Raw genomic sequence first — 25,284 nt, forward strand, 5'->3', positions numbered from 1 at the left:
GAAAAGATCGACAAGGTGATCCGGGTAAGGTAGGCTTCAGCACCCTTACACGCAGGTTCCACGCCATGTCCAATATGTCGATCGAAGGCACCGTCGCCGCGGCGGTCGGTCTGCAGCAGGCCAACGCCATGCAGGACGCGCAGAATGTATTGCTGCGCAAGGTGCTGGACAATCAGGCGCAGACCATCGTGAGCCTGATCGGTTCGGTTGCGCCACAGCTGGCGACGTCCGGCATGGTGGGAACCCGCATCCACGTCACCGCCTGATCGCCGATATCGCGATATCGGCGCAGTCCGGCGGCAAGGTTCATCTTCACGCAAGTTCCATGAATGCTGCCCCCTCGCGCGACGACGTGCGATTGATCGACTGCACCGAAGCCGAACACGCGTCGGCCATCCTGGAAATCCTGAACGAGGCCATCGTTCATTCGACAGCCCTGTATGACTACGTGCCGCGGCCGCCCGAGTCCATGGCGGCCTGGTTCGCGGCCAAGCGCGCCGGCGGGTTCCCGGTGGTGGGCGCGGTGGATGGCGCCGGACGTCTGCTGGGCTTTGCCAGCTGGGGCACGTTCCGGGCGTTTCCCGCCTTCAAGTACACGGTCGAACACAGCGTCTACGTCCACCATGCGCATCGCGGCCGCGGTCTGGGCCCATTGCTAATGCGCGAGCTGATCCGCCGCGCCCGGCAGGCCCAGCTGCACGTGCTCGTCGGATGCATAGACGCCAGCAATACCGGCAGCATCGCCATGCACGAAAAGCTCGGGTTCGTGCATTCCGGCACGATCCGGCACGCGGGATTCAAGTTTGGCCGCTGGCTGGACGCGGCCTTCTATCAGCTCAATCTGGATACGCCGGCGGAACCGCGCGACGGCTGATCGCAGGTCACGCGGGGGCATGGCGGGCGGGCGCCGGGCGCAACGGGCGCTGCGTGGCGCCCACCGCCACTTCCGTCCGGTCAATCGGGAATCTGCGGCTCCACCAGTTTCGCCAGTTGGGCGAGCGATTCCTGCCAGCCCAGGTAGCACATCTCCACGGGAATCAATTCAGGAATGCCTTCCTGGACGATTTGAATGTCCGTGCCGCCGGTCACCTCGCGCAGGCTGATGGTGGCCTGCATTTCGCCCGGCAGGTTCGGGTCGTCGAACCGGTCCGTGTAGCGGATTTTCTCGGAGGGCACGAGTTCCAGGTACTCGCCGCCGAAGGCGTGTTCCTTGCCCGAACCGAAGTTGCGGAAGGACATCCTGAAGGTGCCGCCGACGCGAACCTCCATGTGGTGAACCCGGCAGGTGAAGCCATAGGGCGGAAGCCATTTGGCGATGGCGTCGGCTTCCAGGAAGGCGCGGTAGACGCGTTCGGGAGTGGCGCGCAGAACGCGGTGCAGTCGGACAGTGCCAGTGGTCATGTCGGTATGCCTCGAAAAGGGTGGATGTATCGCTACGACGATGCAGCGGCATCCGTATCGACACGCCCGCGGCCAGGGAAAACCCTGGGGGCCCTTTCAGTGCCGGATCTCCGCCAGGAACTTTTGCGCGCGCGGCGATCGCGGCTGCGTGAAAAACGCTTCCGGCGCCGCCGTTTCGACGATGCGGCCCTGGTCCATGAACCAGATGGTATCGGCCACGTCGCGGGCGAATCCCATTTCGTGGGTGACGCAGATCATCGTCATGCCGTCCTTGGCCAGGCCTTTCATTACCTGCAGGACTTCGCCCACCATCTCCGGGTCCAGGGCGCTGGTGGGCTCGTCGAACAGCATGACGGGCGGCGACATTGCCAGGGCGCGCGCGATCGCCACGCGCTGCTGCTGGCCGCCCGACAGTTGCGCCGGATAGGCCTCGGCCTTGTGCGCCAGGCCGACGCGGGCGAGCAGGGCCATGGCGGTTTCGCGGGCCTCGGCCCGGCGCGCGCGCTTCAGCGACAGCGGGGCCAGCATCAGGTTTTCCAGCACGCTCAGATGCGGAAACAGGTTGAACTGCTGGAATACGAAACCGATATGGCTGCGCAGCTGGTCCACCTTGACGCCGGGGCCGTTGACGTCCTGGCCGTCGACCTCGATGCTGCCGCTCTGGATGGGCTCCAGGCGGTTGATGGTGCGGATCAGGGTCGATTTGCCCGAGCCCGAGGGCCCGCACACGACCACGACTTCGCCGCGGCGGACTTGCGCGCTGACGTCGGCCAGCGCGTGATAGTCCCCGTACCACTTGTTGACGTTGGAGAATCGGATCATACGGGTTGCACCACTTTGACCCCCAGGCCGGCGCGGCGGCGGCTGATGCGCAGCTCGGTCAATCGCACCAGTGAACTCAGGGCCAGATTCAGGAAGAAATAGGTCAGGGCCAGCAGGCCGAACACCTGGAAGGGCTTGGTCAGCAATGTGCTGTTGATCTGGTTGGCGGCGTAGGTCAGCTCCTGCACGCTGATCACATAGGCCAGCGAGGTTTCCTTCACCGTGGAAACGAACTGGCTCATCATGCTGGGCAGCATGTTGTACAGCGCCTGCGGCAGGATCACCTTGCGCATGGTCTGCAGATACGACAGCCCCAGCGCGCGGCTCGCTTCCTGCTGTCCCCGGGGCAGCGCCTCAATGCCGGCGCGGATGATTTCCGCCAGGTAGGCGCTTTCATAGCAGACCAAAGCCACGACCATCGTGGTCGTGCCGGCCACCGGACGGCCGATGATCACGGGCACGAAAAAGTAGGCCCAGAAGATGAACATCAGCAGCGGCAGGCCTCGCACCAGGTACACCACGGCGGTGGCCGGTACATAGAACACGCGCCACGGGCTGATTCGCCCCAGCGCCAGCAGCACGCCGCAGGGCAGGGCCAGCGCCAGACTGATCGCCGCCAGCCCCAGCGTGGCCGCCAGTCCGCCCAGCGGGCCATGCGGATACTGCCCCACCAGGAGCAGCAGCCAATTGTCCTTGACGATGTCCCACATATCAGCGTGCTCCCGACGGATGGAAACGGCGTTGCAGCAGCGCGCCCGCGGCCATGATCAGCAGCGACAACGCCAGATAGATCACCGTCACCACCGCGTACGCTTCGAACGTCCGGAAGGTGTTGTTCTCGATCTCGCGGCCGGCGGCGGTGAGCTCGATCACGCCGATCGCCATGGCCAGGCTCGTGTTCTTCACGAGCAGCAAGGTCTGGTTCAACAGCGGCGGTATGGCGATGCGAAAGGCCTGCGGCAGCACCACCTTGGACATGATCTGCAGATACCGCAAACCCAGGGCGCGCGCCGCTTCCACCTGGCCCTGCGGAATGGACCGCACGGCGCTGCGCAGGTCCTCGCACACGTAGGCCGACATGACCAGCCCGATGGCGATGCACGACAGGATGAACTCGCTGCCATGCCCGTTGAGCCAATCGGATACGGCCTGCGGCAGCAATGCCGGTATGCCGAAATACCAGAAAAGAATGTGGACCAGCATGGGTACATTGCGGTGGAACGCGATGTAGAGCGCGATCGCCGAATTGGCGACGCGCGATCCCGTCAGGCGGATGACCGCCAACACGCTGCCCACCACGAACGCCAGTATCCAGGCCAGCGCGGCCAGCGCCAGGGTCGTTGCCAGACCCCGGATCAGCCAGTCCGTGTATTCGCCCTGGAAGATGGCGCCGAAGTTGAAGACGTAGTGCATGAGCGCGAACTCCGGCGCGGGGCGTCAGCCCTTGATCGCCTCGATATGGAAGTCCCGCTTCATGCCGTACTGCGTGCCGGCGCCGAACCACTTATCGAACAGTTTGGTTGCCTGGCCGGAGCTTTCCAGTCCGTCCAGCACCTTGTTCACCTGCGTCAGCATGGCGGTGTCGCCCTTGCGCACGCCGATGCCCCACGGTTCGACGAACAGCGCCGGCTCCAGGATCTTCACGGGCACCGCCGAATCGGCGGCCTGCTGCTTGAGCTTGACCAGCATCAGTTCGGACGCCACGAATCCGCTCACCTTGCCTTGCTGCAAGGCAAGGAAGGCGCCGCTGGGGTCCTTGAACGGCACGGGGTCGACATTGGGGATGTACTTGCGGGCGCCTTGCTCGGACGACGAACCGCGCACCGCGCTGACCCGTTTGCCGGCCAGGTCGGCCGGCGCCTTCAGGTCCTTGTCGGACTCGCGCGCCAGCACCTTCTGCAGGCTGACGAAGTGCTGGTGCGAGTAGTCGATCTGTTCCGCGCGCTGCGGGCTCCAGCCCAGGTTGGCGGCCACCACGTCCACGCGGCCGGCAATCAGTTCGGGGATGCGCGCTTCCACGGCGATCAGCTTCAGCTCCAGCGGCACGCCGAGACTGTCGGCGATGGCCTTGCAGATGTCGACCTCGTAGCCGACGATGGCGCGCGTTTTCGGGTCCTGAAAGCTGAACGGTTCCGCGGTGCCCATGGTGCCGCAGATGAACTTGCCGCGCGATTTGATGTCGCCGATGGTGTCGGCGTGGGCGCTGCCCAGGGCCAGGGTCATGCAGCCGGCGGCGACGATGGAAAGCAGTTTCTTCATGTGTGTTCCCCTTAACGATTGCGTTGGTGCTTGGTGCTGCGGCCTCTTCATGGGGCCAAGGGTACCAGGGCCGCTGGCCGGCCCAGGGACGTCGTCAGGCCAGACGCGCGCAAGCTTCGGCGATGCGTCGGCAACCTTCTTCGATACTCTCCATGGATGTGGCGAAACTCAGGCGCAGATAGGGCGAAAGCCCATATGCGGCGCCATCCAGAACGGCGACGCCGGCCTCGTCCAGCAGATACATCACGACATCCAGGTCGCTTTCCAGCAGCTTGCCCTGCGGCGTGCGGCGCCCCAGCAGTCCCGCGACCGACGGGTATACGTAGAAGGCGCCCTGCGGGTCCCGGCACGTGATGCCGGGAATGGCGTTCAGAAGCGAAACGATGCGGTCGCGGCGGGCGTGGAAAGTGGCGGCGGCATCGGCCACGCAGCCCTGGTCGGCTTCCAGCGCATGGCGCGCGGCCGCCTGGCTGATGGCGCTGACGCAGCTGGTGCTTTGCGAGATCAGCGTGGCCATGGCTTTGATCAGCGTCTTCGGTCCGCCGGCGTAGCCCAGGCGCCAGCCGGTCATTGCGTACGCCTTCGATACGCCGTTGACCGTCAGCGTGCGTTCGGCCAGCGCGGGCGCGATCGCCGCCGGCGACACGTGTCCGGCGTCGCCATAGGCCAGGTGTTCGTAGATTTCGTCAGTCAGCACCCACACGTGCGGATGGCGTTCCAGCACCTCGGCCAGCCCGCGCAGTTCCTCTGCGCCGTACATGGCGCCGGTGGGGTTGCTGGGCGTGTTCAGCAGCAGCCACTTGGTGCGCGGCGTGATGGCGGCGGCCAGCGCGTCGGGCGTCAGCTTGAAGCCGGTGTCCTCGCCGCAAGGCACGACGACCGGCGTGCCGTCGTTGACCAGCACCATGTCCGGGTACGACACCCAGTAGGGCGCGGGAACGATCACCTCGTCGCCCGCCTGCACGGTCGCGGACAGCGCGGTGAAGATAAGCTGCTTGGCGCCGACCCCGACGATCAATTGATCCAGTCCGTAGCGCAGACCGTTCTCGCGCTCGAACTTCGCCTGCACCGCGCGCAGCAGCGCCGGCGTACCCAGGGACGACGTATATCGGATATCGCCGCCGCGCAGGGCGTCGATGCCGGCCTGCACAATGTGAGCCGGCGTGGGCAAGTCCGGCTCGCCAACGGTGAAGTCGACGATGTCGCGGCCCGCGGCGCGCAGCTGATCCACGCGCGCCTTGGCCGCCATGCTGGGCGACGGCTTGATCGCGCGCGCCCGGTCCGCCAGGAAGTCCGGTGATGTAGCGGGGATGGTTGTCGCTTGTGTCATCTCATTAGTCATGGCGCCAAGCACCATTTCCGTCACATAAAACAAATCGTCAGATCAGGGACGCCGCGGATCCGGCTCCGCCGGTCCGCCGGCGTCGCCCCCTAGAGGGGGAAGCGCGTAGCGCTTCGGGGGTGGGCCTACCCGGGACGCCGCGGATCCGGCTCCGCCGGTCCGCCAGCGTCGCCCCCTAGAGGGGGAAGCGCGAAGCGCTTCGGGGGTGGGCTTTCCCCCCGGTCCGCCAGCGTCGCCCCCTAGAGGGGGAAGCGCGTCAGCGCTTCGGGGGTGGGCCTCCCCTTACGGCAAATGCGGCCTGCATCCAGCTCTGGGTGCGCTCGCCGGTCGCGATCTCGGCCATGATCCGCGCTTCCTTTTCCGCGTGCGCGCGGGCCGCTGCGATCAGCGTCTCGGCCTGATCGGCGGGGAAGCTGACCAGTCCATCCTCGTCCCCGACGACGATGTCGCCCGGGTGGACCACCTGCCCGCCGATCGACACGGGCACGTTGACCTCGCCCGGGCCGTCCTTGTAGGGGCCGCGATGGATGTGACCGCGCGCATAGCAGGGGAAGCTGTCGGCTTCGAACGCGGCCACGTCGCGGATGGCGCCGTCGACCACCACGCCGGCGCAGCCGTGCTGCTGCAGGTAGCGCTTCATGATCTCGCCCAGCACGGCGTTGCTCAGGTCGCCGCCGGCATCGACGACCAGCACGTGACCCGGCTGTATCTGCATCATGGCGCGATAGATCATCAGGTTGTCGCCGGGACGGGTCTTCACGGTCAGCGCCGTGCCGACCAGCTTGCCGCGCCCGTTGTAGCGGCGCAGCCCGGCGATGCCTTCGCGGCGCGCCAGGTTGTCGCTCAGATGCGGCGTGACGATGCCGGCCAGCGCTTCGAGCACGGCGGCGGGAGCAACGGGAGGGGCCGGCAGTTCGCGCATGCCGGAAAGGGATGTGGCCATGGAAATCGCTGGGTTTGCTGCGGAAATTGCCCGTCGCAAGGATGGGCGGTGAAGGAAGCCTGAATAGTGCGAGCTTTTGAAGCGCTGAAAAAGCGATTAAATTTCCACGGGCGATATCGCTTTTTGGAATATACGGGTTAGCCCTTATGAGAATTTATGGAATGAACGGGCCGGCCGCATGCTGACCTTCAAGCAGATCGAAGCCCTGTATTGGACGGTCAGGCTGGGGACGTTCTCGGCCGCCGCGCAGAAACTGCACACCAGCCAGTCGGCGATCACCAAGCGCATCCAGGAACTGGAAGCCGACTTCGACATCGCGCTGTTCGACCGTTCCGGCTACCGCGCCGAGCTGACGGCCCGGGGGCACGAGGTATACGCGATGGCCGAGCAGATGCTGGCGCACCGCGACCGTCTGCTGGTGCGGCTGAAAGGCCAGCACACCCTGACGGGCACTTTCCGCTTCGGAATCACGGAAATCACGGCGATGACCTGGCTGCCTGCCTTGATCCGCCTGCTGCGCGCGCACTATCCGCGCATCACGCTGGAGCCGCATATCGATTTGGGCCGGGATCTGCAGAAGCGCCTGCATGCCGGTCAGCTCGACATGGCGTTCCTGCATGGCGAATTCGCCGACGGGGAATTGCAGGTGGTTCCGCTGCAGCGGCTGGAGTTCGCTTGGATGGGCAGTCCCGACATGATCGATCCGAGCCGGGTCTACACCCCGCGCGATATCGCGGCGCTGCCGCTGCTGCGCCAGAGCCGCGACTCGGGTCTGAACATGATCTACGACGGCTGGCTGCAGCCCTATACGCCCGCCAGCAATATGTTCACCATCAACAGCCTCATCGCCATGGCGGGATTGACGGCCGCCGGCTTCGGCGTCAGCTGCCTGCCGCGCGACTACTTCGCCGGCATGGTCAGCGCGCGCCAGCTCGTCATCGCGCGCACCAGCATCGCCCCGCCGCAATCGCTGTATTGCGCCATGTTCCGGCGCGAGGCCGACGTGGCGTTCTGCGAGAGCGTCGCGAGCCTGGCGCAAAGCTGCTGCGACTTCTCCAGTACGATGTGAGGCCGCTGTTTGCCCTGTCCGGCGCGGCGCGCCCAAGCGCTGGGGACCCTGCGCCTTCTAGGCCGGAAAGCGCGCTTTTGGGCAGGGATATGAGCAAGGAGTGTCATCGATGCCATCACGCTTTATTCCCGTTCCCCTCGAGCATGCCAGCCGGCTGCTGAATCACGGTCCCACCGTCCTGGTGACCAGCCGGCACGGCGATCGGCGCAACATCATGGCCGCCGCGTGGTCCATGCCGGTGGAGTTCACGCCGCCGCGCATCGCGGTCGTCATCGACAAGCGCACCTATACCCGCGAACTGGTCGAGGCCAGCGGCAGTTTCGCCATCTGCATACCTGGCGCGGGTTTTGTCGATCGGACCTACGCTGTGGGCAGCGTATCGGGGGCGGACGGCGACAAGTTCGCGCGCTTCGGCATCGAGCCCCTGCACGGACCCGCGCTCGGCCTGCCGGTGCTCGAAGATGGAATGGCGGCCTGGCTGGAATGCCGGCGCATTCCCGAGACCCATACCGAGGATGCGTACGACACCTGCTTCGCCGAGGTCGTCAGCGCCGCGGCGGATCCCGCCGTCTTCGTTTCCGGGCATTGGGAGTTCCGTGAGGACAACCGCGCGCTGCATACCCTGCATCATCTGGGCGCGGGCAATTTCGCGGTGGCGGGCGTGACCATCAAGGCCACGCCCCTGGCCGGCAGCTAGGGCCTGTTGACGTACCCAGGCGGGGCTCCTTCCAGCGTTCACAGGCCCTGAGCGACCCGCGTCGCCTTATTGCAGGCGGGTGCGGATTTCGTAGGCCATCTGCTTCAGCGCAGTGCGCGTGACCGCATCGTCGGCCAGGGCGTTGAGCAGGCCATAGTCGTGGATGGTGCCGTTGTAGCGCGTCACGGTGACTTCGTTGCCGGCGGCGTCCAGCTTGGCGCCGTAGGCTTCTCCTTCGTCGCGCAGCACGTCGAATTCGGCCACCTGGATCAGCGCCGGCGGCAGGCCCTTCAAATCCTGCAGCGAGGCGCGCAGGGGCGAAGCGTACTTCTCGTTGCGCTGCGCTTCGCTGCGGGTATAGGCGTCCCAGAACCAGCGCATCATCGAGCGGCTCAGGAAATAACCGTTGGCGTAGGTTTTGTACGAGCCGTTGTCGAAGGTGTGGTCGGTCACCGGCCACAACAAGCCCTGGAAGCGGATGGCCGGTCCCTGGCGGTCCTTCGCCATCAGGCTCACCACCGCCGCCATATTGCCTCCCACGCTGTTGCCCACGACGGCCAGGCGGTTGCCATCGACGCCGATCTCATTGCCATGGGCCGCGACCCATTTGGTGGCGGCGTAGGCCTGGTTGATCGCGACCGGATAGCGGGCCTCGGGCGATGGGGTGTAGTTGACGAAGACCGCGACGGCCCCGGATTGCACCACCAGGTCGCGCACCAGGCGCCGGTGCGTGGGGTAGTCGCCCAGGATCCAGCCGCCGCCGTGGAAAAACATGAAGACGGGCAGCGTGCCGCTGGCCCCGGCCGGACGCACGATGGTCAGAGGCACCGTCAGGCCGTCCTGCGTGACCGTTTTTTCCGTGGTCTCGATCCCGGACAGGTCGACTTTCACGCTTTGTTGCGCGCCGGCCAGGACCTGGCGCGCCTGTTCCGGCGGCAGGGTCTCGATGGCGGGGCCCTGGGCGCTGTTCAGGACGTGCAGGAATTGCGACACCTTGGCGTTGGGCTGCGGCGCGGCGGCGCCGCCAGCGCCGGCGGCAACGGCGGCGGTGGACAGGCCGGTGACGGCGGCGGCGAGCATCAGTTTCTTGAAGGTCTTCATGGTGATTCTCCGGTCGGTTGGAAATGCGCTGTGTCGAAAAGGCGATGAACCGTTTATTTCTATCTATCTATAGATAGACAAGTGGCGCCAAAAAAACCCCGCCGTCAGGCGAGGCCGATGCGCAGCCAGCGCATCGTCGATGATTCCTTCGCGCGTCCGTCGCCGGACCCGCGGCTATCGTGCTTGCGGTCAGCCCGCCTTGACGGCGGCGACCACGTCTTTCAACCTGGCCTTGGAGCCGAACAGGCGCCCCGCCAGCACGCTGCCCTGGAAGGCGGCGTACAAAGCCCGCGCCGCCGACGCACGATCGCCGCTGACACGCAACGTGCCGTCTTCCTGCCCGCGGGCCAGCACTTTTTCGAGCCAGCTCTCGTTGGCCTTGAAAAAGCCCTGCACCGCCGAGCGGATGTTGTCGGGCAGCGAGGCGATATCCGCCGCCAGCATGCCGCACAGACAGATGCGGTCGCCATCGTGCATCAGGACGCCGAAGGCCTTTGCGTACTGCTCCAGCTGCCGGGACGCGGGCTGCCTGTCGTCGATGGCGCGGACCTGGGCCAGCATTTCGGTGCTATAGCCGTTGACCGCCTCCAGCACCAGGTCTTCCTTGGTGGGGAAGTAGTAATGGATGCTGGACGTCTTCACACCGACGAGCGCCGCCAGGTCCCGGTAGCTGAAGCCGTTGTAGCCGCGGGTCATCAGCAGCACCCGGGCGTGATTCAGCAGTTGTTCGCGGACAGGCATCGTTTCCATGGCGAGAATTCTATCTATCAGGAGATAGATAAGTCAAGCGGTCCGGAAAAATGTTTTCGTGAGAAGGGGTACGATGCCGCCCGGCATGCAAGAGACGTACGGCGCAGCGATATGACGAGAAGCAAGGCGACCCTGATTGGACTGACTGCGGTGGTGTGTTGGAGCACGATCGTGGCGTTGATACGCGGCGTGGCCGAGGCGCTGGGACCGGCAGGCGGCGCGGCCATGATTTATACGGTGGGCTCGGCGCTGCTGGTGTGCACCGTCGGTTTGCCGCGGCCCTCCAGCTTCCCGCGCCGCTACCTGTTCGCGGGTGGCGTGCTGTTCGTCGCCTATGAGCTGTGCCTGGCGCTTTCCCTGGGGTATGCGGCCAGCGGCCGCCAGGCCATCGAAGTCAGCCTGGTCAATTACCTCTGGCCCAGCCTGACGATTCTGTTCGCGGTGGTCTTCAACGGGCATCGGTCCACGATGTGGCTCGTCCCCGGCGTGGCGTTGGCGTTTATCGGCGTGTGCTGGGCGCAGGGCGGGGCGGACGGGCTGGACCTGGCCGGGATGGCGGCCAATATCGGCAGCAATCCCTTGAGCTACGGACTGGCCTTCACGGGCGCCGTGATCTGGGCGGCGTATTGCACGGTGACGGCGCGCATGGCAAACGGCAAGAACGGCGCCGCGCTTTTCTTCATGCTGACCGCGCTGGCCTTTTGGGTGAAGTATCTGACCAGCGCCGAGCCCGCGCTGCATTTCGACTGGACCGTGGCCGCGCAGGTCGCGATGGCCGCGGCGGCGATGGGACTGGGTTATGCGGCCTGGAACGTGGGCATCATGCACGGGAATATCGCCGTGCTGGCCGTCGCGTCCTATTTCATTCCGATTTTCTCGTCGGCCCTTGCCACGGTGCTGCTGTCCGCGCCGCTGGCGGCGGGATACTGGAAGGGCGCCGCCATGGTGTGCGCGGGGTCGCTGCTGTGCTGGTGGGCGACGCGGGCGCGGTCCTGAGTCGCCGGGCCGGCGGCGGGCCGGCCCGGCCCCATCGGGTTTTCCGATGTTGCGGCATCGCCCGGCTTTGTCCCGCCCGCCGCCGTCGCGCGCGCCACTGTCCCGCGCGCCACGCAAGCCGTCTCAGGCCGCGACCGCCGGAAAATCGACGTCGGTGTCGTTGATGCGGTTGAAGACGTTGGTAAAGGTGATCACCGCTACGGCCAGCGCGATGTCGGCCAGCTGCCGTTCGTCGTAGCCGGCGGCGCGGATGGCGTCGTATTCCGCTTGCGGGATCGTGCCGGGACGGCGGATCAGCACATTCAGGAATCGCACCAAGGCGTCCTGCAGGGCATCGCCCGTGGGCTCGCCATGGCGTGCCTGCCGCATCGCTTCGGGTGCGAGGCCGGTCATCTTGCCCACCAGCGTATGTGCGGCAACGCAATAGTCGCAACCGGCGGCTTCGCTCACGACCAGCTTGATCAGCTCCTGGTCCTGCCGGCTCAACGCGCCGGACGTCAACACCGCATCGGCCTGCAGCATGACGGCCAGGGCGGCGGGGGCGTGGGTGCCCAGCGTCGCGTAGGCATTCGGCACGCGGCCCACGGATTTTTTGATTCTCTGGAACACTTCGGCGGTGGCGCCAGTGGCTTGTTCAAAGGCGACGGCGGGCAGACGGGAAGACATGGCGGAACTCCTTGGCAAGTAATGAAGGTTTTGATGTCACGGCTTCACTTTACGCAGCCTGCCTTGGGTTGATAATGTCGCGCATCCTCAAAAACATGCTTATTCGTCTCACGCCCATGGCGTGTGGCCCATTGCCATGGACTGGTTGAGCGGTTTGCTGGAATTCACGCCCATCGAGGGCCACGTCGATTTTCGCTGTCTCCTCGGCGCGCCCTGGGAGGTGCGGCATGATCGTGCGCCGGCCAGCGACATTCCGTACCACGTGCTGTTGCGCGGCAGCGCCATCCTCGAAGACGGCGAGGGTCCGCCGCAACCCTTGCGGGCCGGGGACATCGTGCTTTTTCCGCGCGGCGCGGCGCATCGCCTGCACGACGGCAGCGGCGCGCCGGCCCGGCCGCCGCGCGATCGCCAGGCTGGGGGCGTGCTTGTGAAGGACAGCACCGAAGGCGGCGAGCCCGACTTCGATATGTTGTGCGGACGTTTCGTCGTGCGGTCCGGCCATGACCGGCTGCTGCGGGATCATCTGCCCGCCACGCTGGTGGTGCGGACGCATGGGCAGGGCTCGGCCCCACGGGATGCATCCCCGCTGACAGGGCTCATCGGCCTGATGCGGGCGGCCTCGCTGGAGGAAGCGCTGGGCGGCCGCGCCTATCTGAATGCATTGTCCGCGGCGCTGTTCGCGCTGGTATTGCGCTTCGCCAGCGCCGGCGGCCAGGCCCCGCATGGCCTGCTGGCGCTGGCAAGCCAGCCGCGTCTGCGCCCCGCGTTGACGGCGATGGTGTTCGAGCCGGGAAAACCGTGGACGCTGCCGGAGCTGGCGTCGCTGTGCAATATGTCGCGGGCGACTTTCGCGCGCCAGTTCCAGGACAGCATGGGGCAGTCCGCGGCCGACATGCTTGCCGGCATTCGCATGGCGCGCGCCGCGCGGTTGTTGAGCGAGGCGGCGCTGTCGACCGGGGCGGTCGCCGACGCGGTGGGCTATCAATCCGAAGCCGCTTTCCAGCGCGCCTTCAAGCAGCGGACCGGCATGACGCCGGCGCGCTGGCGCGCCGTCCACCGGCCGGCGGCGGGCCCGGAGCCGGACGGCGCGGAACCGCTCAACCACCGATCAGCTTGACGAGTGCGGGTACGGTCAGCACCGCCGTGTAGTAGCCCATGAATTGCACGCCGGTGTTGAAGGCAAAGACGCGCGACAGCAGTCCGCCCAGCAGACCCATGGTCAGGATGACCAGCAGTCCCAGCAGTTGGCCTTCCCACACGCTGATGACGACGATCAGGCCGACGAAGGTGGCGATGATCGCCTCATGGCTCACCTTGCGGGAGACGAACAGCGCGGCGCGGCGGGCGTAGTTCATCGCGAAGGGATAGGAGACCAGGGCGGCGATCACGACAGCCAGCATGCCGTAGCCCAGGAATTCCCAATGGTTCATCAGATTGTGCAGGTTGTGCGTCTGTCCCGTCGCGCTGTCCACCGTGAAGCGCGGCGGCGCGTTGAACAGCGGCGCAGCGGGGCCGGCTGCCACCGGGCTGAGCGGCAGGCCGAAGGCGATCAGAGGGATCAGCGCTTCGGCGATATAGGTGGCTTCGGTGACGCCGTTGCGCGCGCTCAGCACGGTCGCCAGCCGATGATAGGCATGCCGCACGCGCGCGCCAACCATCTCTCCCAGCACCACCGTCATGGCCACGGGGCTGAAGACGAAGGTTGCGCTGGAGACGGCCGCCGTGGCCAGCGTCCATCGCGTCTGCGTCCGGTCCAGCACCTTGAACGGGTTGGGGAAATAACCGGACCAGCCCTTGACGTCGGGCGCCAGCGATAGCGTACGCACCTTGTCCCGCGCCATCCGCTTGCGCCCCAGCGGCGACATCACGGCAAACAGATCGGCGATCAGCGGACCGATGGCGATGCCCAGGAAATAACTGACGCTCAGCTTCACCCCGTACTTCGCGGTCAGGCTTTGCAGCGCGACGATGACGACCACGAAGGGAACCAGCAGGGCCACCGACGCCCAGCGTCCTGCGGAAAAGTAGGCAATCAGCACGGCGGCGGCCAGGAAAATCCAAGGCGCGGTACGCGTGATCGCGGGGCCGAACGGCGCCAGCAGCACGGCGAACAGCACGGCCAGCGGCACCGCGACGAAGGCGGCGATGATGGCGCCGGAGATCATCTTGCGCAGCGCGATGTGCGGCACGCCGAGCTTGCGCAGCATGTTGGCGTCCTGCAGCAGCGGCGTGGCCATGGTGTCGCCCGGAATACCCAGCAGCGCCGTCGGCACGGCGTGCGTCATGTGCTTGGCGACCGCGCCCGCCAGGAAGAACGTGAAAACGCCGGCGGGCGGCACGCCCAGCAGGGCCACCAGCAGCGTCAGCGGCGCGATGGTGGTGGTTTCGTCCGTGCCCGAGATCAGCCCGATGCCGGCGAATACCACTGCGCCCACCAGGCCCATGGCGGCGGCGACCAGGATCTGGTTCAAAAGAATGGGATCGTTCATGCCAGGGCCTCCTTCGCGGCAACCGGATGCGCATGGCTGGCGGCCGCCTGGCCGGCGAACAGCTCGTGCAGGCCGAGCTCGCGCAGCTCCTCGATCGCCGCCGGCGGCAGGTCGGCAAGCGTGCCGAGCCCGCCCGGTTCGCTTGCGAGTTCGGCCAGCACGTCTTCACGCCATGCGGGATCGGCCAACGCGGTGTCTTCCACGACCTCGCGCTTGGGCGCAAACAGGCGCGCGCAGACGATGCCCGCGACCACGCTGCCTGCCAGGCCCGCGAGCATGGCATACGCATGCGCCAGCTCGGCCGACGACGCCAGGTCGCGCAGCCAGCGCCCGGCCGCGACGAAGGCGGCGACGCTGATCGTCACGCCGATGACGATGGACCACGCCAGGTGACGCAGATCGACGGTGTCGCTCCACACTTCCGCGAGCCGCCAGGCGGGTTGACTGGGGTTCGTTCTCATGATGCTCTCCTCCAGGTTGCGGCCGGCGTACGGGAAGTTTGCGCCGGCCGTCGTTTTTGTCTTGCTAGGCCTGTCCGCGCAGGGCCTTCAGCAGCGCGACGGCGCGGTCGGCGCGCACGTCTTTTTCCTCGGCCATGCGGCGTGCAATGGTATCGACTTCATCGCCCGTGGCGCCGGCCAGCAGCGCGATGTTGCGCGCGTGCAGGGCCATGTGGCCCCGCTGTATGCCTTCGGTCGCCAGCGCCCGCAGGGCGCCCAGATTCTGCGCCAGGCCCACCGCCACGGCGATCTCCGCCAGTTCCTGCGCCGAACGCACGCCCAGGATCTTCAGGGCCAGGCGCGCCAGGGGATGGGTCTTGGTCGCGCCGCCCACGAGTCCCACGGCCATCGGCATTTCGATCGAGCCCACCAGCGCGCCCGTGGCGTCCTTTTCCCAGGCGGTGAGCGAGGTGTAGCGTCCGGACCGCGCGGCATAGGCGTGGGCGCCGGCTTCGATCGCGCGCCAGTCGTTGCCTGTGGCAACGATCACGGGGTCGATGCCGTTCATGATGCCTTTGTTGTGCGTGGCGGCGCGGTACGGATCCACCGCGGCGAAGGCCCAGGCATCGAGAACGCCTTCGATGATTTCCTCGCCGCTGCGCTCGCGCGTGGCCAGCACCTGAGGCGTCAGCCTGACCCGTGCGCGCGCCAGCCGCAGGTCGGCCAGGTTGGACAGGATGCGCAGCCGCACCGACCCGCCGGTGATTTCTTCCAGCAGCGTCGCCACCGCTTCCGCCATGGTGTTGACCGTATTGGCGCCCATGGCGTCGCGGACATCGACGATCAGGTGCACGACCAGCATCGGGCCGCGCGGCGTGTCGGGGAAGAGGTGCGCCTCGATATCGCGGCAGCCGCCGCCCAGTTCGACCAGGACCTTGTCGCGGCTGTTGGCCAGCGCGACGATGCGGTCCTTTTCGCGCAGCAGCGCCAGCCGTGCGCCCTGCGGGTCCGTCAGGCCCAGGATCTGGATCTGCGCGCGCATCAGCGGCGCGGTGCTGGACGTTTCGAAACCGCCGCATTCCCGGGCCAGCTTCGCCATATACGAAGCCGCCGCCACGACGGACGGCTCTTCCACCGCCATGGGCACGAGCACGTCGCGCCCGTTCACCTGGAAATTGGCGGCCACGCCCATGGGAAGCTCGAACGTGCCGATAACGTTCTCGATCATGCCGTCGGCGCGATCCAGCGCAAGCGCGCCGGGGCGAGCCAGCAGGGCGTGTTCCTCGCCGGTCAGGTGGACGGCGCCTGCGATGGCGTCCAGTCGTTCGGAAGGGGGCAGGGCGCGGAAATTGGGAAGGCGCGAATCGACCACGATGCAATGTCTCCGTATGCGTATCGGTAGGCCGATCCTAGGTAAACTGTACCGCCATTGACAGGTACAGTTTGGGCCGACAGTACCATCGCACTGCACCAATTTCCCGGGAGGCATCATGGCGGACCGCGAGCATGGCGGATGACGGCAAGGCGGCGCGTCCCGGCCGCCCCGCGCCCATCGCGGAAAGCCTGGCGCGCCTGATCGCGCAGCAGATCGCCGACGGGGTGTACCGCCCCGGCGACAAGCTGCCCTCGCTGCGCGAAGTGGCGCAGTTGCATCGCTACGCCAAGAACACCGTGGTGGTGGCCTTCGAGATGCTGGTGGCGCAAGGACTGGTCGAGCCGCGGCGGGGATCCGGGTTCTACGTGCTGGACAAGCACTTTGCGCGCAAGCCGGCGGAAGAGGAATCCGGCCAGTTGAGCCGCGCCATGGATATCGTGTGGCTGATGCGCGAACAGTTGAAGACGCAGCCGGATGCCGTGGCCGTCGGCGACGGCTTCCCGCCGGTCGAATGGCTGGCCGATATGCGCATGGACCGCTATCACCAGAAAGTCGTCCGCACCGGGCTGGGCAGCCTGTTCCGCTACGGCAGCCGCTTCGGCTACGCGCCGCTGCGCGAAAGCCTGGTGCGCAAGCTGGGCGACATCGGCGTCAACGCGGCGCCGTCGCAGCTGGTGCTGACCCATGGCGCCAACGAGGCCATGGATCTGTTGATCCGCTACTTCCTGGCGCCCGGTGCGGCCGTGCTGGTGGACGACCCCGGCTATTACCCCTTGTTCGGCAAGCTGAAGCTGGCCGGCGCGCGGATGCTCGGCGTGCCGCGGCTGCCGGACGGGCCGGACCTGGCGGCGCTGGAGCAATTGCTCGCGCGATTCAAGCCGCGGCTCTTTTTCACGCAATCGCTGGCGCACAACCCGACCGGATCGGACATCTCAGCGGCCAAAGCGTATCGCTTGCTGCAGCTGTGCCACAGCCATGGCGCGATGCTGGTGGAAAACGACCCGCTGGCGGACTTCAAGCCGACGTCGGCCGTGCGCTTGGCCGCGCTGGACCAGCTCGCGCGGACCATCTATATCGGCAGCTTCTCCAAGTCCTTTTCGGCGGCGCTGCGCGTGGGCTTCATCGCCTGCGATCCGGCGCTGGCGAGCGACCTCGCCGACCTGAAAGCACTGGTGCATGTGAGCAGCTCGGAATACTGCGAGCGCATGGTCGACGTGATGCTGCGCGAAGGTCACTACGAGCGGCATCTGTTCCGCCTGCGCCGCAGGCTGGAAGCGGCAACGGCGCAGGCCCTGCAGGTGTTGGACGGCCTGGGCGCCGAAGTTTTTGCCCGGCCGGCCAGTTCGCTTTATCTGTGGACCGCGTTTCCCGGCGTGGCCGACACCGTGCCGCTGGCGCGCGATCTGATTCCGGAAAAAATCCTGATGGCGCCGGGCCGGGTGTTCAGCGTCGATGCCGACAAGGCATCGCGCTGGTCCCGGTGCAACGTCGGCGCGGTGCTGGATGAACGGTTCGGCGCCGCGCTGGCGCGCCGCATCGGCGTTGCGCTCCCCGCGCCGCCGCGGGGAGCCTGACAAGGCAGGGGCACGATACCGGTTCAGGCGGTGCGCGATATCCAGTCCATATCGATTCAGGCATGCGGCGCGCATGGTGGCGGCGATGCATTACGGAACCACACCACGGCCACGCCATCCGCGACATAAAGCGTGTATGCGGCACGGCGGGAAACATAGGAAAACCGGCAGGATTCGATGGCCGCGATTTGCTCGGGAGCGGCCGCGCCGTAGGGCAGCGCCACGCCCGCGTGCTTGAACTGGTCTTCCGCCCAGCCCCATCCTTCGGTCAGATGGACCGGAACCAGGCGCGTCAGGAGAGGAAATTTGCTGGCGTTGTGCGCAACCACCGGCGGCATGCCAGCGCTGCCCTTCAACGCGAGACGCCGCACCGCGACGGTCCCGCTCGCCCTGGCCAGATCGTCCGCCACGTCGCGCGAGATGGCGAGTTCATAATCCTTTTGCAGACCCAGGGAATTTCCGTAAACCGACGCGAAGATGATCAACGGATAGGCCGCTGCCGCCAGGATGACGACGGCGAGTTTGCTCGAACCTCGGTACTTCGATATCAGCGCTGCGATGCACACATTGCAGAACACCGCGATGGCGCCCACGCCTATCTGCGTACGGGGAACCAGCACGGGCGATTGCAGCAGCAACATCGGCCCCCATGCCGCCAGGAGCAACGCTGCCGGCAGCACGACGATATTCGCCGCGAGCAAAACACGGGTCCGGTTCTGGCTTGAACGCCACCATGTTCCGGCATACAGCGCGGCGATGACCAGCGTGCCCGCAACGGCCAGCACGATTTGGATCAGGAGGACGCCACCGGCGGGGCTGCGCAGGCAGGCGACGACAAACAGCAGACCGTCATGCAAGTTGCGCCAGACGGTCTCCACGGCGCTGGAAGGTCCCGCCAGGGCGGCATGCTGGCTGGCGTAATGGCCATGAACCGTCTTTCCGGCGATGAAGGAATACACGATGGCGGCGCCGATCAGCTGCAGGATGCGCGTCGCGCCCTGTTGGAATACGGCGCGCGGCGTTTCCCGGTCCAGTTGCTTCAGGACCAAGCCCAACAACGCGAGGACGATGAATACGTTGACCGCCGCTTGGTAAAGGCACAGGCTGGCCAGGACCGCGACAGCCCCACGCGCGGCGTCGCGCCATCCTCGAAGCTCTGCGAAGCCCGCCTGTGCCGCAAGACAGGCCGCCAGCGACATCGGCAGGGCGTCGAACTTGTATGACAGATTCTCGAGAAAGAAGGGGCTGGCAAGCAGGGGAAGCAGCGCGAGCGGCGCGGCCCAGGCGCCGCTGAGCCGAAAGCGCTTTTCCAGGACGGTGGCAAGCCACGCGAACATGCCGATCGCGGCCAGTTGCGGCAGCGGAGAAAGATCCACCAGCGGCGTGCCGAGGTTCGCGAGCTCCATCACCACGTTGGCAAGCGGCCTGCCGTCCGTCCCCCAGCCCAGATAGCCCGACAGAGAGCGGCCCAGGTCGTCGATATAGAAGCGGTCGGCATGAAGGATGGGATAGAGCGCCAGGCCGTACAGCGCCAGTGCCGCCAGGAATATCTTCGTCTGCCGCTGTCGCGCCTGTTGCCGGGGCGTTGGAAAGACGTAATCCGCCAGGAAAGTATTGGTCTGAGTCACCCGCTTCTTCCGTGTCGCTCGCGCGTAGATCTTGTTGAACGGCGGCCGCTGCTTGCCGCGGCATGGCGGCGGCGATTGTGTCCGGAACCGCGTAGATTTCCCGTGAAACCGCGCAAGCGGGCCTCGTAGCGGAGCAAGGCGCCAAACGCACCGTCGCGGTGCACGCCGCGCCTGGGCGGTGCGCGCGCGCATCGCCATGGTGCGGTGCGAACCGGAAATTCCCATCCGGTGGGAATCGAGGCGGCGGCGGCGGTTTCGGGGTTTTCCCTGATAAACGCGAAATTCGGGGGATTTCCCGGCGATATCGCGGCCGATCGGAAGCTTCGTTCTTGGTGAAAACCCGGTTTCGTCCCACTCAGTGGGACTGATGACTTGGCGTGCCGCCTTCCGTGCCCGATACTCCCCGCCATGTCGTCAATGCCGCAACCTCCCGCGTCGCAAGACCGTGTCCTGCTGGTGCTCGCCACGCTGGCCCAATGGAATGGGCCCGTGACGGCTCAGGAGCTGGCCCAGGCCACGGGATTGCCGCGCAGCTCGCTGTATCGGCAGCTCGCACGCCTCAAGCACTGGGGGTTCGTGCAGGAAGAAGACGGCTGCTACGCGCCGGGCCCGATGGGTCTGCAGCTGGCGCAGGGTTTCGACGCGACGTCGCATCTCGTACACGTCGCCCGCATGGACATGCAGCGGCTGGTGGCGCAATCGCATGAAAGCGTGGGACTGATCGTCGCGGTGAACGACCGCGCCATCTGTCTGGACATGCTGGAAAGCCCGCAGGCCTTGCGCTGTTCGTTCGAGAAGGGCCGCAGCGTGCCGCTGCGCAAGGGGGCCACCGCCAAATGCCTGCTGGCGCATCTGCCCGCGGCGCGGCGCGACGCCGTGCTGGACGGGTGGGCGCAGGAGCCGCCGGATCCGCAGCGGCCCGATCGCGCGGCGCTGGCGGCCATACGCCAGGCGGGATATGCCTGCAGCCAGAGCGAGGTGGACGAAGGCGTCTGGGGCGCGAGCGCGCCGCTGTTCGGCCCCGGCCAGCGCCTGGCGGGCGCCATGACGTTGATGGCCCCCGTATCCCGCGCGTTGCCGCGCGAGGCGGAATTGATCCAGATGGTGGTGGTGGCCGCTGCGCGCGTGTCCCGCCTGCTGACTTTGACCTGACGCTTTGACCTGACGCTTTGGATTGACGCGCGTCTCCGTTGACCCGCCATCGCCGGGATTTCCGTCCCGGCCCCGACCTTCGACCACCCACGATTCCCGACCATAAAGGAGTCTCCACATGAAAGTCCTCCGTCGCCGTGTCCTGCAGGCCGCGATCGCCCTGTGTCCCATGCTGTGGGCCGCCGCCCCCGCACCCGCCCATGCCGCCCAGGACGTCATCCGCGTGGTGACGGACGCCACCTTCCCGCCCATGGAGTACGTGGAGGACGGCAAGCTCACGGGCTTCGACGTCGAGCTGGTGGAAGCGCTGGCCAAGGCGATGGGCAAGAAGGTCGAATGGACGCAGATCGATTTCAAGGGCCTCATTCCCGGCCTGGTCGCGCGCCGCTACGACATGGCGGTGTCGGCCATCTACATCACGGACGAGCGCCGCAAGGTGGTCGACTTCGGCGATTCCTACTATGCCGGCGGCCTGGTCGCGATGGTCAAGGCCGACAACAAGGCCATCCAGTCGCCCAAGGACCTGGAGGGCAAGCAGGTGACCGTTCAGGTCGGCACGAAGTCGGTGAGCTATCTGAAGGAACACTACCCCAACGTGAAGCTGGTCGAGGTCGAGAAAAACGACCAGATGTTCAACCTGGTGGCGATCGGCCGCGCCGACGCCGCCGTCACGGGACTGCCGGCCGCCTATCAGTACGTGCGCACGCGCGGCGGCCTGCGCGTGCTGCCGGAGCAACTGACCACCGAGGCCTACGGCATGGCGGTACGCAAGGATATGCCCGAGTTGACCGCCGCCCTGAACCAGGCGCTGGGCAAGATCAAGGCCGACGGCACCTACGACGCCATCGTGAAGAAGTGGTTCAGCAACGCTAACTGAGGTTCCGCATGGATCTGGATTTTTCCCCGGTCTGGGCCAATTGGCCCGACCTGGTGCGCGGCGCGCTCGTCACGGTGGAGATCGTCGCGGTCTCCCTGCTGTGCGGATGCGTGATCGGCCTGCTGGTCGGCATCGGCCGGCTCAATCCGCGCCGCCGCCTGGTCTACGGTTTCTGTTCGGCCTACGTGGCCGCCATACGCGGCACGCCGCTGCTGGTGCAGCTGTTCATTCTGTTCTTCGGCCTGCCCCAGTTCAACATCATGCTGCCTGCGTTCGTGTGCGGCACCATCGGTCTGTCGGTGTATTCGGGCGCCTACGTGTCGGAAATCGTGCGGGGAGCCATCCAGTCCATCGACCGAGGCCAGGTCGAGGCGGCGCGTTCGCTCGGCATGCCCGGCCGCATGGCGATGACCAGCGTGGTGCTGCCGCAGGCCTTCGTGCGCATGATCCCGCCGCTGGGCAACGAGTTCATCGCGCTGATCAAGAACTCGGCGCTGGTGTCGCTGCTGACGATCCATGACGTCATGCATGAAGGCCAGAAGATCATATCGGTGTCCTACCGCTCGCTGGAGGTGTATCTGGCCATCGCGGTGATCTATTTCATTTTGACCGGGGCGACGACGTTTTTGTTGCGGCGAATCGAGCTTCGTCTGCGCGCCGGAGGAATGGTCCAATGACGGTTGCTGCGATGAATAACGACGTCATGCGGAGCGCAGGCGCGCCGGCCCCCATGGTGAGCATCCGCGGGCTGACCAAGGCCTATGGCGAGAACGTGGTGCTGCGCGGCGTCGATCTGGATGTGATGCCGTCGCAGGTCGTGGTGGTGATCGGCCCCAGCGGCTCGGGCAAGAGCACGCTGCTGCGGTGCTGCAACGGACTGGAGCTGGCTCAGGCCGGCGATATCCAGGTGTGCGGCCAGCCGCTGCTGGCGGGCGGCCGCATGCTGCCGGACAGCCGTTTGAACAAGCTGCGCGAAGAAGTGGGCATGGTGTTCCAGTCCTTCAACCTGTTCGCGCATCTGAGCGTGATGGACAACATCACGCTGGGGCCGCGCAAGCTGCGCGGCGTGCCGCGCCGCCGGGCGCAGGAAGAGGCGCGCGCGCTGCTCGATAAGGTGGGGCTGGCGCACAAGGCGGACGCCATGCCGGCCAGCCTGTCCGGCGGGCAGAAGCAGCGCGTGGCCATCGCGCGCGCCCTGGCGATGCGCCCGCGCGTCATGCTGTTCGACGAACCGACTTCCGCGCTGGATCCAGAGCTGGTCGGCGAGGTCCTGAAGGTGATGAAGATGCTCGCTGCCGAAGGCATGACCATGATGGTCGTCACGCACGAGATGGGCTTCGCCCAGGAAGTGGCCGACGTCGTGGTGGTGATGGACGGCGGCGGCATCATCGAGGCGGGGCCGCCGTCGCAGATATTTTCGGCGCCCGTTCAACCTCGCACGCGCGAGTTCCTGCAGGCGGTGCTCAAACGTGGCTGATGGACGTCAAGGAAGCGCGGACGCGGCGGCGCTGCACTTTTTCGACCTGGACGAGGTGCCGGCGCAGCCGTGGAAGAACGGCGGCGGCACCACCCGCGAGATCGTCTGCTGGCCGCCTGGCGCGGGCATGGACGATTTTCTCTGGCGCATCAGCGTGGCGCGCATCGATACCGGCGGCCCGTTCTCGCGCTTCGAGGGCGTGGACCGCATCATCACGCTGCTGTCCGGATCGGGCGTGGTCCTGCAGGGCGGATTTGACGCGGGCCGGCATGCGCTGACCCAGCCGCTCGCGCCCTTCGCGTTTCCGGGCGACGTGGCGGTGGATTGCGCGCTGCAGGGGGGCGCTTGCGAGGACCTGAACGTCATGAGCCGGCGCGGCCGCGTCCGCGCGGCAGTGAGGGTGCATGACCGCGCCGGCACGCTGCCGGCGGCCAGTTGCGGCCTGCTGCTGGCGGTGGGAAGTGCGTGGCGGGTGCAAGCCGGCGACGGCGTCCCGCGCATGCTGCAGCCGTCCGGCGGCTTGTGGTGGGCGGGAATGCCGCAATGCTGGCAGGTGCGGCCCGAAGCCGTTCAGCACGATGAGGACGGCCGAAGTCATCGAGACGGCCAACGCCAGGAACGGGCCGCCGCAACGTCGGCGAGCGGCGCGGGCCTGGTGGTGGTGGTCATTGACATGCCGCCCGCGACGGGCGGTTCGCAGGAGCAGGAAGCAAAATGAGCAATGCAAACCGCCTTTGGGCGGCCGACGCGCTGCTGCCCGGCGGCTGGGCCCGCGGCGTGACGCTGGCATGGGACGAGCAGGGTCGCCTGACCGACGTGCGGGCGGGCACCGAACCGGCGCCGGGCGTCGCCACGGCCAAGGGTCCGCTGCTGCCCGGCATGCCCAATCTGCATTCGCACGCCTTCCAGCGCGGCTTCTGCGGGCTGACCGAGTATCGCGGCGAGGCGGCGGACAGCTTCTGGAGCTGGCGCGAACGGATGTACCGCTGCGCAGCCCGGCTGGATCCCGGGCAGGCGGAGACGATCGCCACCTGGCTCTACGCCGAGATGCTCGAAGCCGGCTATACGCACGTGTGCGAATTCCATTATCTGCACCACGACAAGGACGGCCGCCCCTATGCCGATGCCCCCGAGATGGCGATGGCCCTGCTGCGGGCCGCTGCGCGTGCAGGCATCGGCATGACGCTGTTGCCGGTCCTTTACCAGACCGGCAATTTCGGCGGGGCGGCGCCCCATGCCGGGCAGCGCCGCTTCCTGCACGACACGGAGGCCATGATGCGGCTCCTGGAAACCCTGAAGCCGCTTTGCGACGCCCAGGGCGCGCGGCTTGGTCTGGCGCCCCATTCGCTGCGCGCCGTACCGCCGGCGTCCCTGCGCGATGCGCTGGCGGGCCTGGATGCGCTGGACCCCACGGCGCCCGTGCATATCCACATCGCCGAACAGGTCAAGGAAGTGGAAGACTGCATTGTGTGGAGCGGCCTGCCGCCCGTGCGCTGGCTGCTGGAGAACGTTGCGGTGGGGCCGCGCTGGTGCCTGGTCCATGCCACGCACATGCGCGCGGACGAAGCGCGCGATGCGGCGCGCACCGGCGCAGTGGCCGGGCTGTGCCCCACGACGGAGGCAAACCTGGGCGACGGCTTTTTCGACATGGCGCATTGGCGGGAGGAAGGCGGGATGTGGGGCATCGGCTCGGACAGCCATTCCACCGTCAACGCGGCCGAGGAGCTGCAGTGGCTGGAGTACGGTCTGCGCCTGACCACGCGTCAGCGCAACGTGATGGCCGAGAACGCGCACCCGCACGTGGCGACCGCCATGACGCTGGCCGCCGTGGCTGGCGGGGCGCGCGCCAGCGGCAGGCCGCTGGCCGGCATGGCGCCGGGCCAGCAGGCGGACTTCGTCGAACTGGACCCCGGCCATATCGCGCTGGCGGGACTGGACGCGCGCGACATGCTTTCGGCGCACGTCTTCGGCAGCCACCGCACCTCGGCGATCCGCACCGTCTGGGTGGGCGGCGTGCCGCGCGTGCGCGACGGCCGCCACAGCCTGCGCGAGGCCGCGATGACGGCCTTCGTCCGGGTCCGGCGCGCCTTGGCCGCCGAGACCTGAGCCGCCCATTCATGGCCGCGGCGCATGGGCCGTGCAGCGGCCGATCAACCGCCCCGGCGCTTTCCGGCATCGAAGGCGCCGGCGGCGAACCCGCACGATTCATCATCCGTGGAGGTACAT

At 66.9% G+C, this 25,284-nt stretch carries 27 protein-coding genes; 13 read left to right on the forward strand and 14 right to left on the reverse strand.

Annotated features, from left to right (window positions below; all coding sequences use genetic code 11):
• Positions 1 to 65: 65 nt before the first annotated feature.
• Both CAL13_RS03400 and CAL13_RS03405 read left to right on the forward strand, forming a co-directional pair.
• Positions 66 to 266 carry a putative motility protein gene (locus tag CAL13_RS03400; RefSeq protein WP_086071517.1) on the forward strand — a complete coding sequence of 67 codons (201 nt, stop codon included), beginning with the start codon at positions 66 to 68 and terminating at the stop codon, positions 264 to 266.
• A gap of 59 nt (positions 267 to 325) precedes the next feature.
• A complete protein-coding gene (locus CAL13_RS03405) occupies positions 326 to 874 on the forward strand; it encodes a GNAT family N-acetyltransferase (RefSeq protein WP_086071518.1) in 549 nt (182 codons plus the stop codon).
• Positions 875 to 954: 80 nt separating this feature from the next.
• On the opposite strand, the gene CAL13_RS03410 is transcribed toward CAL13_RS03405, so the two are convergent.
• From CAL13_RS03410 to CAL13_RS03440, 7 genes are all read right to left on the reverse strand, one after another.
• Positions 955 to 1,401, reverse strand: coding sequence for an SRPBCC family protein (locus tag CAL13_RS03410; protein ID WP_086056133.1), 447 nt, complete (start codon positions 1,399 to 1,401; stop codon positions 955 to 957).
• A 96-nt stretch (positions 1,402 to 1,497) separates the two neighbouring features.
• Positions 1,498 to 2,223, reverse strand: a complete 726-nt coding sequence (locus tag CAL13_RS03415) for an amino acid ABC transporter ATP-binding protein (RefSeq protein ID WP_086071519.1) — start codon at positions 2,221 to 2,223, stop codon at positions 1,498 to 1,500.
• The gene (locus tag CAL13_RS03420; RefSeq protein ID WP_086071520.1) at positions 2,220 to 2,933 is read right to left on the reverse strand and encodes an amino acid ABC transporter permease; all 714 of its coding nucleotides are present in this window, start codon (positions 2,931 to 2,933) and stop codon (positions 2,220 to 2,222) included. The genes CAL13_RS03415 and CAL13_RS03420 overlap by 4 nt, the downstream gene beginning before the upstream one ends.
• Before the next feature lies 1 nt (position 2,934).
• Positions 2,935 to 3,636, reverse strand: coding sequence for an amino acid ABC transporter permease (locus CAL13_RS03425; protein WP_086071521.1), 702 nt, complete (start codon positions 3,634 to 3,636; stop codon positions 2,935 to 2,937).
• A 24-nt stretch (positions 3,637 to 3,660) separates the two neighbouring features.
• Positions 3,661 to 4,482 (reverse strand): ABC transporter substrate-binding protein, encoded by an 822-nt coding sequence (locus tag CAL13_RS03430; RefSeq protein ID WP_086071522.1) that lies wholly within the window; start codon positions 4,480 to 4,482, stop codon positions 3,661 to 3,663.
• A gap of 94 nt (positions 4,483 to 4,576) precedes the next feature.
• Positions 4,577 to 5,812, reverse strand: a complete 1,236-nt coding sequence (locus CAL13_RS03435; RefSeq protein ID WP_086059207.1) for an aminotransferase class I/II-fold pyridoxal phosphate-dependent enzyme — start codon at positions 5,810 to 5,812, stop codon at positions 4,577 to 4,579.
• 268 nt (positions 5,813 to 6,080) lie between these two features.
• The gene (locus tag CAL13_RS03440; protein WP_086071523.1) at positions 6,081 to 6,767 is read right to left on the reverse strand and encodes an RraA family protein; all 687 of its coding nucleotides are present in this window, start codon (positions 6,765 to 6,767) and stop codon (positions 6,081 to 6,083) included.
• A 178-nt stretch (positions 6,768 to 6,945) separates the two neighbouring features.
• On the opposite strand from CAL13_RS03440, the gene CAL13_RS03445 reads away from it, so the two are divergent.
• Positions 6,946 to 7,836 carry a LysR family transcriptional regulator gene (locus tag CAL13_RS03445; RefSeq protein WP_086071524.1) on the forward strand — a complete coding sequence of 297 codons (891 nt, stop codon included), beginning with the start codon at positions 6,946 to 6,948 and terminating at the stop codon, positions 7,834 to 7,836.
• A gap of 109 nt (positions 7,837 to 7,945) precedes the next feature.
• Positions 7,946 to 8,533 carry a flavin reductase family protein gene (locus CAL13_RS03450; protein WP_086071525.1) on the forward strand — a complete coding sequence of 196 codons (588 nt, stop codon included), beginning with the start codon at positions 7,946 to 7,948 and terminating at the stop codon, positions 8,531 to 8,533.
• 66 nt (positions 8,534 to 8,599) lie between these two features.
• Here CAL13_RS03450 and CAL13_RS03455 read toward each other — a convergent pair whose 3' ends face one another.
• Together CAL13_RS03455 and CAL13_RS03460 are read right to left on the reverse strand one after the other, a co-directional pair.
• Positions 8,600 to 9,634, reverse strand: a complete 1,035-nt coding sequence (locus CAL13_RS03455) for an alpha/beta hydrolase (RefSeq protein WP_086071526.1) — start codon at positions 9,632 to 9,634, stop codon at positions 8,600 to 8,602.
• Between the two features lie 189 nt (positions 9,635 to 9,823).
• Positions 9,824 to 10,384, reverse strand: a complete 561-nt coding sequence (locus CAL13_RS03460) for a TetR/AcrR family transcriptional regulator (protein WP_086056142.1) — start codon at positions 10,382 to 10,384, stop codon at positions 9,824 to 9,826.
• Positions 10,385 to 10,495: 111 nt separating this feature from the next.
• Here CAL13_RS03460 and yddG point away from each other — a divergent pair, with 111 nt between their 5' ends.
• Positions 10,496 to 11,380: an aromatic amino acid DMT transporter YddG gene (gene yddG, locus CAL13_RS03465; protein ID WP_086071527.1), complete on the forward strand. Its 885-nt coding sequence runs from the start codon at positions 10,496 to 10,498 to the stop codon at positions 11,378 to 11,380.
• Positions 11,381 to 11,503: 123 nt separating this feature from the next.
• Here yddG and CAL13_RS03470 read toward each other — a convergent pair whose 3' ends face one another.
• Positions 11,504 to 12,046, reverse strand: a complete 543-nt coding sequence (locus CAL13_RS03470) for a carboxymuconolactone decarboxylase family protein (RefSeq protein WP_086071528.1) — start codon at positions 12,044 to 12,046, stop codon at positions 11,504 to 11,506.
• 136 nt (positions 12,047 to 12,182) lie between these two features.
• Between CAL13_RS03470 and CAL13_RS03475 the strand changes: the two genes are divergently transcribed.
• Positions 12,183 to 13,163: an AraC family transcriptional regulator gene (locus CAL13_RS03475; protein ID WP_086071529.1), complete on the forward strand. Its 981-nt coding sequence runs from the start codon at positions 12,183 to 12,185 to the stop codon at positions 13,161 to 13,163.
• Here CAL13_RS03475 and CAL13_RS03480 read toward each other — a convergent pair.
• The 3 genes from CAL13_RS03480 to CAL13_RS03490 form a co-directional block, all read right to left on the reverse strand.
• Positions 13,144 to 14,535, reverse strand: coding sequence for a tripartite tricarboxylate transporter permease (locus CAL13_RS03480; RefSeq protein ID WP_086056146.1), 1,392 nt, complete (start codon positions 14,533 to 14,535; stop codon positions 13,144 to 13,146). The genes CAL13_RS03475 and CAL13_RS03480 overlap by 20 nt on opposite strands.
• Positions 14,532 to 14,996 (reverse strand): hypothetical protein, encoded by a 465-nt coding sequence (locus CAL13_RS03485; protein ID WP_086071530.1) that lies wholly within the window; start codon positions 14,994 to 14,996, stop codon positions 14,532 to 14,534. The genes CAL13_RS03480 and CAL13_RS03485 overlap by 4 nt, the downstream gene beginning before the upstream one ends.
• A 64-nt stretch (positions 14,997 to 15,060) precedes the next feature.
• A complete protein-coding gene (locus CAL13_RS03490) occupies positions 15,061 to 16,350 on the reverse strand; it encodes a hydroxymethylglutaryl-CoA reductase, degradative (RefSeq protein WP_086059208.1) in 1,290 nt (429 codons plus the stop codon).
• 131 nt (positions 16,351 to 16,481) lie between these two features.
• Between CAL13_RS03490 and CAL13_RS03495 the strand changes: the two genes are divergently transcribed.
• Positions 16,482 to 17,924 carry an aminotransferase-like domain-containing protein gene (locus tag CAL13_RS03495; protein WP_086056148.1) on the forward strand — a complete coding sequence of 481 codons (1,443 nt, stop codon included), beginning with the start codon at positions 16,482 to 16,484 and terminating at the stop codon, positions 17,922 to 17,924.
• A gap of 56 nt (positions 17,925 to 17,980) precedes the next feature.
• Here CAL13_RS03495 and CAL13_RS03500 read toward each other — a convergent pair whose 3' ends face one another.
• The gene (locus CAL13_RS03500) at positions 17,981 to 19,552 is read right to left on the reverse strand and encodes a glucosyltransferase domain-containing protein (RefSeq protein WP_157664787.1); all 1,572 of its coding nucleotides are present in this window, start codon (positions 19,550 to 19,552) and stop codon (positions 17,981 to 17,983) included.
• A gap of 417 nt (positions 19,553 to 19,969) precedes the next feature.
• Here CAL13_RS03500 and CAL13_RS03505 point away from each other — a divergent pair, with 417 nt between their 5' ends.
• The 6 genes from CAL13_RS03505 (at position 19,970) to CAL13_RS03530 (ending at position 25,164) form a co-directional block, all read left to right on the forward strand.
• On the forward strand, positions 19,970 to 20,704 hold the full coding sequence (locus CAL13_RS03505; RefSeq protein WP_420042412.1) for an IclR family transcriptional regulator: 735 nt from the start codon (positions 19,970 to 19,972) through the stop codon (positions 20,702 to 20,704).
• Positions 20,705 to 20,822: 118 nt separating this feature from the next.
• Positions 20,823 to 21,581: a transporter substrate-binding domain-containing protein gene (locus CAL13_RS03510; RefSeq protein WP_086071532.1), complete on the forward strand. Its 759-nt coding sequence runs from the start codon at positions 20,823 to 20,825 to the stop codon at positions 21,579 to 21,581.
• A gap of 8 nt (positions 21,582 to 21,589) precedes the next feature.
• Entirely contained in the window at positions 21,590 to 22,258 is a 669-nt protein-coding gene (locus CAL13_RS03515) for an amino acid ABC transporter permease (protein WP_086056152.1), read from the forward strand.
• Positions 22,255 to 23,058: an amino acid ABC transporter ATP-binding protein gene (locus tag CAL13_RS03520; protein WP_269768190.1), complete on the forward strand. Its 804-nt coding sequence runs from the start codon at positions 22,255 to 22,257 to the stop codon at positions 23,056 to 23,058. The genes CAL13_RS03515 and CAL13_RS03520 overlap by 4 nt, the downstream gene beginning before the upstream one ends.
• Positions 23,051 to 23,776 (forward strand): HutD/Ves family protein, encoded by a 726-nt coding sequence (locus tag CAL13_RS03525; protein ID WP_232467756.1) that lies wholly within the window; start codon positions 23,051 to 23,053, stop codon positions 23,774 to 23,776. The genes CAL13_RS03520 and CAL13_RS03525 overlap by 8 nt, the downstream gene beginning before the upstream one ends.
• The gene (locus CAL13_RS03530) at positions 23,773 to 25,164 is read left to right on the forward strand and encodes a formimidoylglutamate deiminase (protein WP_086071533.1); all 1,392 of its coding nucleotides are present in this window, start codon (positions 23,773 to 23,775) and stop codon (positions 25,162 to 25,164) included. Before CAL13_RS03525 ends, CAL13_RS03530 begins: the two co-directional genes overlap by 4 nt.
• Positions 25,165 to 25,284 lie beyond the last annotated feature (120 nt).

Origin of the sequence: Bordetella genomosp. 9, assembly GCF_002119725.1 — a bacterium.
Classification (GTDB): Bacteria; Pseudomonadota; Gammaproteobacteria; order Burkholderiales; family Burkholderiaceae_B; genus Bordetella_C.